Below are 1,558 nucleotides of genomic sequence, written 5' to 3' on the forward strand. Positions count from 1 at the left end.
CCGGGGAGGTCGGCGGCATCTACGTCCGCAACTCCACCCAGTTCGACGGCTACACCTCCGGCACCACCAAGGATTTCCACGAGGGTTTCATGTCCTCGGGTGACGTCGGCTATCTCGACGACGCCGGACGGCTGTTCGTGGTGGGCCGCGACGACGAGATGATCGTCTCCGGTGGTGAGAACGTCTACCCGATCGAGGTGGAGAAGACGTTGGCCGCGCATCCCGACGTGGCCGAGGCCCACGTGCTCGGTGTCGACGATGAGAAGTACGGCCAACGACTGGAAGCGTTTGTGGTGCTGAGGCCCGCCGCGTCGGCGACACCGGAGGTGCTCAAACAGCACGTCCGCGACAATTTGGCGAACTACAAGGTGCCGCGCGCCATCACCGTTCTCGACGAGCTGCCACGCAGCATCACCGGCAAGATCTCCCGTAAGGAGTTACAGGACCGGGCTGGGCGGGCATAGGCAAGCGATGGCTAAACGACGACCGCTGCTGCGCGCCCTTCTGGAGCTGGCCAACGCCGCCAACGGGGTGCGCCCGCTGGCCCGCGAGGGGTACTCCACGATCCCGGTGTTCGCGTTCGGCTGGCCGACCTCCGAGATGTCCCCGCTGTACCTGGCGGGCTCGGTGCTCGACGCGGCGCGACGCGGCCTGCGCGGCGATTTCCGCAGCGGCCAGGGGCGGGTCGCGCTGCTGCTCACCGCCGTCACCTGGGGCCTGCTGTATCTGATTCACCGTCGCAACGTGGAATCTCAGCCCCATTTCGAGGACCCGCTGCGGGAAGCGCTCGGTGACGAGTACCCGGCGATCGCCGAGAAGGCGAAGCCCGACCGGCGCCGCGTCGTCGGGGTATGGCCCAACGAGCTGGTCAGGCGCCGTTACGTCGAGAAGGCCGGCACCATCCAGTACGGTCCGCACGGCGCGGTCAACCAGGCCGACATCTGGCGCCGGTCCGATCTGCCCCGTGACGGCAAAGCGCCTGTGCTGCTGCAGGTTCCGGGCGGCGCCTGGTCGATCGGCATGCGTAAACCGCAGGCCTACCCGCTGCTGAGTCATCTCGCCGACCACGGCTGGATCTGTGTGTCGATCGACTACCGGGTCAGTCCGCGCAACACCTGGCCGGATCACATGGTGGACGTCAAGCGGGCACTGGCGTGGATCAAGGAGCACATCGCCGAGTACGGCGGTGATCCGGATTTCGTGGCGATCACGGGTGGATCGGCGGGCGGGCATCTGTCCGCGCTGGCGGCGCTGACCCCAGGGGACCCGCAGTTCCAGCCCGGCTTCGAGGACGCCGACACGTCGGTGGTCGCCGCGGTGCCGGTTTACGGCCGCTACGACTGGATCTCGGCGCAGGGCAGTGGCCGCCGTGAGTTCCTGGGCTTCCTGCAGAAGTTCGTCGTCAAGAAGCCGATCCTGGCCAACCGGGAGATCTACGCGGACGCGTCGCCGAGCTATCGGTTGCGGGCCGACGCGCCGCCGTTCTTCATCCTGCACGGCCAGGACGACTCGATCATCCCCGTCCCCGAGGGCCGGGAGTTCGCCGAAGCGCTGCGCG

At 67.8% G+C, this 1,558-nt stretch carries 2 protein-coding genes; both read left to right on the forward strand.

All coding sequences use genetic code 11. The annotated features are described in order from the left end of the window. Positions 1-464 (forward strand): class I adenylate-forming enzyme family protein (locus WA944_RS23355; RefSeq protein ID WP_526647404.1); only part of this gene is annotated, 464 nt, incomplete at its 5' end. 7 nt (positions 465-471) lie between these two features. Next, positions 472-1,558, forward strand: a 1,087-nt coding sequence (locus WA944_RS23360; RefSeq protein WP_526609578.1) for an alpha/beta hydrolase, incomplete at its 3' end; no start/stop codon positions are given.

Origin of the sequence: Mycobacterium sp., assembly GCF_049683355.1 — a bacterium.
Classification (GTDB): Bacteria; Actinomycetota; Actinomycetes; order Mycobacteriales; family Mycobacteriaceae; genus Mycobacterium.